The 9046-nt window shown below is 57.5% G+C and carries 5 protein-coding genes; 4 read left to right on the top strand and 1 reads right to left on the bottom strand.

Going from position 1 to position 9046, the window contains the following annotated elements; genetic code table 11:
• The 3 genes from P1X16_RS27840 to P1X16_RS27830 all read left to right on the top strand — a co-directional run.
• Positions 1-1193: radical SAM protein (locus P1X16_RS27840; RefSeq protein ID WP_277235909.1), on the top strand; the 1193-nt coding region annotated here is incomplete at its 5' end.
• Between the two features lie 121 nt (positions 1194-1314).
• Positions 1315-2358 carry a chemotaxis protein CheB gene (locus P1X16_RS27835; protein WP_277235907.1) on the top strand — a complete coding sequence of 348 codons (1044 nt, stop codon included), beginning with the start codon at positions 1315-1317 and terminating at the stop codon, positions 2356-2358.
• A gap of 345 nt (positions 2359-2703) precedes the next feature.
• Positions 2704-7254, top strand: a complete 4551-nt coding sequence (locus P1X16_RS27830; RefSeq protein WP_277235905.1) for a CheR family methyltransferase — start codon at positions 2704-2706, stop codon at positions 7252-7254.
• A 167-nt stretch (positions 7255-7421) separates the two neighbouring features.
• On the opposite strand, the gene P1X16_RS27825 is transcribed toward P1X16_RS27830, so the two are convergent.
• A complete protein-coding gene (locus P1X16_RS27825) occupies positions 7422-7883 on the bottom strand; it encodes a hypothetical protein (RefSeq protein WP_277235902.1) in 462 nt (153 codons plus the stop codon).
• Positions 7884-8364: 481 nt separating this feature from the next.
• Between P1X16_RS27825 and P1X16_RS27820 the strand changes: the two genes are divergently transcribed.
• Complete coding sequence (locus P1X16_RS27820) at positions 8365-9018, top strand: response regulator transcription factor (RefSeq protein WP_277235900.1); 654 nt, start codon at positions 8365-8367, stop codon at positions 9016-9018.
• The last annotated feature ends 28 nt before the right edge of the window (positions 9019-9046 follow it).

Here is a 9046-nt window from a genome sequence, read left to right as displayed (position 1 = left end):
TGGGCTTCACCAACCAAGGCACCATTCAGGAGGTGCTCCACAACTGTCAGCCGCAACGCCCCGAGGGCAAGCACCTGTCGGCGGGCAAGCAACCGAGCCATTTGCCGGGTGTGCGGGAGCGGTGGAAATTCATCGAGCCGACCTTGAAAAAAGCGCCGGTGCTGAAGATGGTGCCCATGATTGGCAGTGTCGGCTGCCCCTACACCTGCGCCTTCTGCATTGATGCCACCGTGGACTACCAGCCCATGAGCGTCGACATCATCAAGGAAGATCTACGCTTTCTGCTCACCAAGTTCAAGAAACCCGTGGTGGGCTGGCACGATCCCAACTTCGGCGTCCGGTTCCACGAAACCATGGACGCCATTGAGGCGGCGGCCCCGCTCAAGAGCTTTCGCTTCTTGGCGGAAAGCAGCTTGTCTATCCTCACCGAAGACCACTTGAAAGTGCTGCAAAACCACGGCTTCGAGGCGTTGCTGCCGGGCGTTGAGTCGTGGTACGAGCTAGGTAATAAGTCGCGCACTTCGCGGCTGGCCGGCGAGGAAAAGGTGCGGCGCGTGGCCGAGCACGTCAACTTGATGTTCAAGTACGTGCCGTACGTGCAAACCAACTTCGTGCTCGGCCTTGACAGCGACTCCGGCGACGAGCCGTTCGAGCTAACCAAGCGGTTTGTGGATCTGGCGCCGGCGGCTTTTCCGGGTTACTCGTTGTTGAGTGCTTTCGGCGAAGCGGCCCCGCTCAACCTCGATTACCAGAAAAACAACCGGGTGCTGCCGTTTCCCTTCCACTTCCTCAACAACCACCTGGCGATGAACGTGAAGCCCGCCAATTATGAGTGGGTAGACTTCTACGACAAGGTCATCGACCTCACCGCCTACACGTTCTCGAAGAAAGCTATTTACCGCCGCTACATGGCCTCGCCTTCTCGCGCCTCCAAGTGGATGAACACCATGCGGGCCATCTCGTCGGAGGGCTACGGCCGGCTGCGCTTCTTCAAGCAAGTGCGCCAGAACCTGATACACGATAGAAGCTTCCGGCAGTATTTCGAAGGCGAGTCGCAAGAGTTGCCTGCCTTCTACAAGCAGATCATCCAAAACGACTTGGGTAGTTGGTGGGAATGGTTGCCGAAAGGAGCCATCGACCATAACCAAAACGCCTATCTGCACAAGAAAAACGGCACCGCGCTAACGGCTTAAGCGACGCCAGTGAGTTTTACTTGAAAGCATGTTGAGAAGATTACACCCTTCCCGGGCCGGCGAGTGAAATGAGAGAAGCCCCGTACCTACCCGTATACCAACTTGTTGTAAGACGCTGCTGATGGAAAAAAGAAATATTATCGTCATTGGCGCTTCCACAGGAGGGTTCGAGGCTCTCAAACACTTGATTGGCTTGCTTCCGGCCGACCTGAATGCCGCTATTTTTATCGTTTGGCACATGTCGCCCGACGTGACGGGCATTTTACCGCAGGTACTAAACCGCCAAAAAACGCTGTTAGCCACCACTGCCGTGGATAACGAGCCACTCAGTTACAACCGGATTTACGTGGCGCCCCCCGACCGGCACCTGCTGCTCGAGCAGGGCTTTGTGCGGGTGACGAAAGGGCCCAAAGAAAACCGGTTTCGCCCCGCGGTGGATCCCTTGTTTCGGTCGGCCGCTTATATCTACGGCCCGCGGGTCATCGGCATAGTCTTATCCGGCGCCTTGGACGATGGCACGGCCGGGTTGTGGACGATCAAGAACCGGGGCGGCCTGGCCCTGGTGCAGGAACCGGCCGAGGCCGAAGTACCCGCCATGCCCGAAAATGCCTTGGCCGCCGTAGCGGTGGACTACCGCGTCTGCATTGCCGACATGGCGCCCCTGCTCGTGCACCTAATTACCGAAACAGTTACTAAAGCCGGCGAAATTGCGATGGAAGAGCAACAAAAAACCGCGATCGAGACGGGTATCGCCGCCCAGGACCGGGGCCTGGAACAAGGCATCTTGGGCTTGGGCAAGCCCTCGCCGTACGCGTGTCCGGACTGCCACGGGGTCTTACTAACTATTACCGACGGGGAGCTGGTCCGCTACCGGTGCCACACCGGACATGCCTATTCGGCGGACAGTTTGCTTTCCACCATCACCGAACACGTGGAAGACACGCTGTGGAATGCCATTCGGGGCGTGGAGGAAAGCATCCTTTTGCTCAACAACTTGGGGGACCACTACGCCGAAAAAAACCAGCCTAAGCTGGCTGCAATGTGTTTTCAAAAAGCGAAAGAAGCGAAAGGCCGGGCCGAAACGGTCCGCCAGGCCGTTTTCACCCACGAGCAATTAACCACGAGCCGTCTCCGCCAACAAGCCGCAGAAGAGAGTGGCGCGTAACTGCTGGCATTTTGGTTTCGAAGTTGACGAGCGAGTAGTCCTGAACAGGGACGGCCGCTCAAACCGCCCTGTCGCTCGTGTAGTGCCCTTCGTCGCTACTGCGCAACTTCCACCGCTTCGCCAGCCAGGGTATGGTGAGAAACTCATCTTTGCAAACTGCTTACCTTACGGGGAGTGTGCCGCATTACCTAGTAAGAGTCCCTTGCAGGTTGTCTTGTGGGCGGGATTCCTTGCTATTTCTTGAAACGAGCGAGCTACCACCGCGGTCTCCTGCGTAGGAAGAGGTATATCTAAGCCAAGCGACACTTTTCAACGGCTTCCGTTTTATCACCACAGGCCTCCACGATGCAGTTGAACCCCGCTATTGATTCTTTCCTGGAAAAGCCAGCCGGCTTGCTTGTAGTTGGCTTGGGGGCCTCGGCGGGGGGTATTCAGGCCCTGCAGAAGTTTTTTGAACACGTGCCCGAAGACTCGCATAGCGCGTATGTAGTTATCCTGCATCTGTCCCCGGACCACGATAGTCAACTCGCGCAGGTACTACAGGCCGTTACCGCCCTTCCCGTTACGCAGGTAACGAAAAAGACGGAACTAGCGCCCAACCATATCTACGTGGTGTCTCCCAATCAGCATCTGGGCCTGGAAGAGGGCTCCATTGTACCCTCTCCCAATCTGCACCTGGAAGAAAGGCGCGCGCCCGTTGATATCTTCTTCCGGAACCTGGCCGATTCGCACGGTCCGCGGGCCCTGTGCGTGATCTTATCCGGAACGGGTGCGGACGGGTCGATGGGGCTGAAACGGGTGAAAGAACGGGGAGGGGTAGCCTACGTGCAATCCCCTCGGGAAGCGGAATTCAACGAGATGCCCCGCAACGCGATTGCCACCGAACTCATTGATGAAGTGCTGCCGGTGGCCGAGATTCCCGGCCGCATCATCGCCTACCGCAATAACTTGGGGAAGGAAGCCCTCACCGAGGAGGTGGTGAGCCAGGCCGAGCAGCACCAGCAGGCGCTGCGCGAGCTATTTGCTTACTTACGCCTGCGCACTGGGCATGATTTCTCGAACTATAAACGGGCCACGCTGCTACGGCGCATTGAGCGCCGCCTGCACGTGCGCAGTTTGCCCGACCTGCCGAGCTACGTCGCTTATCTGCAGCAGCACCCCGAGGAAAGCCAAGCTTTACTTAAAGACCTGCTGATCTCAGTGACTAATTTTTTTCGCGATAAAAAGCCGTTTCACACCCTAGAACAGGAGGTGTTGCCGGCCCTGTTGCAAGCCAAAGAAGCGGAGAGCGAGGTTCGGATCTGGGTTGCCGGGTGCGCCACCGGCGAAGAGGCGTATTCGCTGGCCATGCTGGCGGCCGAACGCACCTGGGGAGTGCTGGACGCGCCGAAAGTGCAACTCTTTGCCACCGATATCGACGATGCGGCCCTGACCACTGCCCGCGAAGGGCTGTACACGCTCAATGATGCCGCCGACGTGTCACCCGAACGACTGCTACGCTTCTTTACCAGGGAAGGCGACAACTATCGCGTACACCGCGAGATCCGGGAAATGATCTTGTTTGCCAACCACAACTTTCTCAAGGACCCACCCTTTTCGCGGCTGGACCTGGTAACCTGCCGCAACGTATTGATATACCTCAATGCAACGGCCCAGGAGCGGGTGTTGGCCACGTTTCACTTCGCGCTGAAACCGGGCAGTTTCCTGTTTCTGGGCTCGGCCGAATCCATTGACGGAGCCAGTGATTTGTACGCCACCGTGAGCCGGGAGAACCATATCTACCGGGCCCGGCAAACCGTGCCGACAAAGTACCCGGTGCCCGAACCGAGGCCGGCTTTCCCGCCCCGGTTACCCGTTCCCCTGCCGCCAGCGTTAGAGGAAAGTAAACCAATTCATCGCCTCTCGTTGGGGGAGTGGCACCAGCATTTGTTGGAAGATTACGCCCCGCCCTCGTTGGTAGTGAACGAGGAGTATGACTTGGTGCATCTGTCCGAGAAAGCGGGCCGTTTTCTCGAGTTCTCCGGGGGGGCACCGACCAAAAACCTGCTGGACCTGATCCAGCCCGAGTTGCGGCTCGAATTACGAGCAGTGCTGCGCCAAGTCCAGCAGCAGCAAACCAGCGTGGAAGTCCGGAATCTGCCCTGGACCAGGCACGGGGAACGCCAGTCGGTGACCATCCAGGCAAAACCAGTCACCCGGGGCGGCGATACGACGAAGGGGTTTATGCTGGTGTTTTTTCAAGTGGAGGAGCCCGGGCTGGCCCTAGCCCCGGAAACGACCGTACGCCGATCCGAGGAACCAATTGCTCGGTTATTGGAAGAGGAGCTGCTCCAGGTGAAAACCCAGTTACGGCGCGCCGTTGAGCAGCACGACTACCAGGCCAAAGACCTACGGGTCTCGAACGAGGAATTGCAGGCCATGAACGAAGAATTGCGTTCGGCCGCCGAAGAACTGGAAACCAGTAAAGAGGAACTGCAATCCATCAACGAAGAGCTGCGGACGGTTAACCAGGAACTAAAAGTGAAAATCGAGGAAATCAGCGTTACCAGCAATAATCTGCAAAACCTGATTCATTCCGCCGGGGTAGCCACCATTTTCCTGGACCGCGCGTTCTGCATCCGCTTGTATACCCCGGCCGCGCGGCAACTCTTCAACCTGATTCCTTCCGACCACGGGCGCCCCATATCCGATATCACCCACCGGCTGGCGTATGACCACTTGCTGGCCGACGCGGAAACGGTGCTCGAAAAGCTTACCCCGCTCGAGCGGGAGGTCACCACCACCGATCACCGGGTCTTGCTGATGCGGGTGTTGCCGTACCGCACGGCGGAGGACCGAATTAATGGGGTGGTCATTACCCTCTTCGACATCACCGACCGCAAGCGCGCCGAGGAAACTTTGCAAGCCAGCGAACAACGCTTGCAGCGCATGATCAACGTGCCCAGCGTGGGGGTGCTCACCTTCGACTATTCCGACACCCTGCTGCAAGCCAATGATGCCTTTCTGGCCATGGTGGGGTATACCCGCCTGGAGTTGGCGGCCCGCCGGTTCACCTGGCAGGACTTCACCCCGCCGGAGTACATCGACATTAGCTTGCAGGTACTGGCCACCGTGCGCCAGACGGGCCGGGGTGGTCCCTACGAGAAAGAATACTTCCACAAGGACGGCACCCGGCTCTGGTTGATGTTCGTGGCCGCCGATCTCGGTGATGGCACCATCGCCGAGTATGTAATTGACATGAGTGCGCGCAAGCGCGCCGAAGAAGCGGTGGCTGCCGACCTGGCGGGCATGCAGCGGCTGCACGAGTTGCACGCCAAGCTCGCCACCGAAACCAACCTGAAAGTGGCCTTGGGAGAACTAGTGGCGCTAGCCTGCGACTTCACCCAGACGGATCGGGGGTGCCTGCAACTAGTCAGCGACGATGGCCAGTACCTGGAACTCTTCGCCTGCCAAGGCTACGAGGAAAGCAACCATTTTATGGAGCACCTGCAGCGCGAAGGTGTTGAGGCGGCTTACGAGGCGGCCCGCCACGCGCGTACCCGCGTGTGGCTGGAAGATATCGCCACCGATTCTTCCCTGCTGAGTACTGCGGCCCGGGAAATCGCCTTGGCGGAAGGGATTCAAGCCTCCCAGTCCACGCTCTTACTGACCCGCAGCAACAACCTGGTGGGGGTCTTGAGCACGCAGTTCCGCCAGCCGCACCGCCCGCCCGACCACGAGTTGCGGCTGCTGGATTTGCTGGCCTGGACGGCCGCCGATTTTGTGGAGCGGCACCGGGCCGTCCACGCGCTGCAAGCCTTTTCCGCCGGCCTGGAACACCAGGTCCGGGAACGGACAACCCAATTACGTTTGAGCGCGGAAACCCTGCAGCGGAACGTGGCAAAGCTCCAGCAAGCGGAAGAGGTCGCGCAGATGGGCAGTTGGGAGTACGACCTGGCCAGCGGCGAACTAAGTTGGAGTGTGGGCATGTACCGCTTGTTTAACTTGCCGGTCGGTAGCCCGGTACGCCCGGACATCTACCTGGGCTACGTCATCGAAGAAGACCAGGCCGTGGCCCAGAAGCTGGTACATCAATTTCAAGAAAACCACGAACCCTTAGACGAAACGCTCCGCCTAGCGGTAGAGGGTGTGGTGCATACGTTCCGAATCAAGTCGATCGTGCTGCGCAACGACCTAGGAGAACCCGAAAAGCTACTCGGCCTCGATCTAGATGTGTCCGAAGTGAAGCGCCTGGAAGAGGAAAACCTGCAAATGCGGCTTAATCAACAGAAGGCCCTATTGTTGGGTATTTTAGATGCGCAGGAGGAAGAACGCCGGCGCATCGCCGAGTCGTTGCATAACGGGGTGGGCCAGCTTTTGTTTGCGGCTAAACTCAACTTCGACCGGGTAGCTACGCTGGTACCGAAAGAAGTCTTCAAGACTGCCAATCACCTCTTAGATGAAGCGATTCAGGAAACCCGCAAGGTGTCGCACGAGTTGGTGCCCGTTACGCTCAATAAATTTGGTTTAGCTAAATCCATCGAGGATTTATGCAAGCATTACAGCCAGACGCGAATTCGGATCCGTTGCGAAGTGGCGGGGCTGGAAGACCGGTTAGAGCCCTACTTGGAGGTTGCGCTTTACCGCATCTGTCAAGAGCTGTTAACCAACGTAATGAAACACGCGGAAGCGACCAGGGCCGATGTTCTGCTGGAACAGGAAGATGGCGCGGTAACGCTGAAGGTACGCGATAACGGCAAAGGAGTGAGCCCGGGACTCAGCAGATCGGCGGGAATCGGACTGCGGACGATCCAGGACCGGGTGAACCTGCTTAACGGCACCTTCTCCCTCCATACCCCCGATACCAATACCGGTACCCAAGTAACGGTCCAGATTCCGATTACTGGCGCTAGCTAGCAGCTATTTATTCCCGCGGCGCTCAACCGCTAGGTTTCTTACATAGGGCCCCGCCCGTATGTATTGTCAAGCGGAAGCCGATAAGACAAGAAAACAAAAGCGGCCCCGTCCCACGAGCAGAAAGTGAAGCGGTTTGCACTAGCAGGCTTGGCCATTACTTAACTTCCTCAACTAGTTGCTCTCCCGGTAAGCGAGTAACTGGCTTTAGGGATGGCAGTTGGGTGTTGACAGCTGTGCAGCCAGTGCTTCGCTTCCGCTAGGTCGTAAAACAGTTGCAGTTCGAGCGACCCGCTCAGCTGGGTAGAATTCGTGAGGGTGAGAATATCAACTCCCTTATCCGCTTGCACCACGTGCGCGATATAGCGTAGCCCTAGCCGCTGCGCCTGGGGCAGCCAGGCGTGTTCGAGCCATTCGGCGGAGTTAAACCAGGGGCCTTGCAGAGCCAGGTTGTTGTTCAGTAGAAACGCACTGGGATGAGTTGCCACTTTATCTAAATAACTGAGGGCCCCTTGCATGGCCTCGTGGTTGCCAATCAGCCCACTCCAAGTGGCGTACAGCCACTGCTCCGACTCTTCGTAGTGGAGCACGCAATTGCCCCCGGAATTGAATTGTAGAGAATTAAGCAGCATAGGTAATAGGGAAACTTTCAAGGATATAGCCGGTCGGCATCAGTGCCAATACGCTACTAGCTACAACGTTATAGCAACTACTGTGCAGGTGCAAAGGTGAAGGGCAATACTGCCCTGCGCAAGGAGATGAATACGAATTCTGTCTCCGTATTCTCTTCAAATATCGCTGCGGTTTTTACGCAAGCCACCCGGCCCGCTACCTCCCCTTTGCCGTCTGCCAACCATCCTGCCGGCTTTCTACGGCAAGAGTCGCCAACCCCAACTGTTCTGCCAAGAGGTTTCTCTACCCGGCTGGATAGGGCTGCGAATTAAACTAAACCGAACGGCTTCTGCTTCGACCCCGTCGTTATCCCAAAGGGCTGAGCTTGCGTATGCGGTGTGCTGCTGCCGACCAGCTAACGGGCCTCGTTACGCGCAATTTCTCTTTTGAACAGGACCCTCGTAGAAACCTGCGGATATCTCTTTTCCCTATCTTCCCCCTATGATTCGCGTTTTTATCGTTGACGACCATGCGATTGTGCGAGACGGCCTGCAATCGGTGTTAGCCGCGGTGCCCCTGCTAGAAGTGGTGGGCGAAGCGGCCAACGGGCAGGAGCTACTAGACCAACTACCCACCGTGCTCACCGACGTGGTGCTGATGGACTTAAATATGCCCGTGCTGGATGGGCTGGCGACCACCCATAAGTTGCGAGAGCACTACCCGCTGCTGCGCATCCTGATTTTGTCGATGAGTACGCACGAGCGCACCGTCGGGGAATTGTTAGCCGCGGGGGCCCACGGCTACGTGCTTAAAAACGCGGATAAGAGCGAAATAGTCGCGGCGATCCAAGCAGTAGCCGCCGGCAAGCGTTTTCTGTGCTCGGAAATTGGCTTGGGCACGCTCGAAAAATTGTTGGCTTACGAGGCCGAAGGCTCCGCAACTTCTTCCAAGGCCGCCTTCTATTTAACTGCCCGCGAGCGAGAGATCGTGCAATTAGTGGCCAACGGGCTCACCAACCAGCAAATTGCGGATAAGCTTTTCACCAGTAAGCGAACCGTGGAAAGTCACCGGCAAAACTTACTGGAAAAAACCGGCATCAAAAATACGCCTGCTTTGATTAAGCACGCCATGGAACAGGGCTGGCTGCAACCATGAGTGGTGGCGCCACCACTGCGAGAGGTTA

It is taken from the genome of Hymenobacter sp. YC55 (assembly GCF_029433095.1).
Lineage (GTDB): Bacteria > Bacteroidota > Bacteroidia > Cytophagales > Hymenobacteraceae > Hymenobacter.
The sequence above is the reverse complement of the archived record's forward strand: the minus strand, read 5'-3'. Positions and strand labels throughout refer to the sequence as shown.

Excerpts from the sequence above, each read along its gene's own strand:
- P1X16_RS27830 (WP_277235905.1), top strand. The coding sequence starts at position 2,704 with ATGCAGTTGAACCCCGCTATTGATTCTTTCCTGGAAAAGCCAGCCGGC.
- P1X16_RS27820 (WP_277235900.1), top strand. The coding sequence starts at position 8,365 with ATGATTCGCGTTTTTATCGTTGACGACCATGCGATTGTGCGAGACGGC.
- P1X16_RS27825 (WP_277235902.1), bottom strand. The coding sequence starts at position 7,883 with ATGCTGCTTAATTCTCTACAATTCAATTCCGGGGGCAATTGCGTGCTC.
- P1X16_RS27835 (WP_277235907.1), top strand. The coding sequence starts at position 1,315 with ATGGAAAAAAGAAATATTATCGTCATTGGCGCTTCCACAGGAGGGTTC.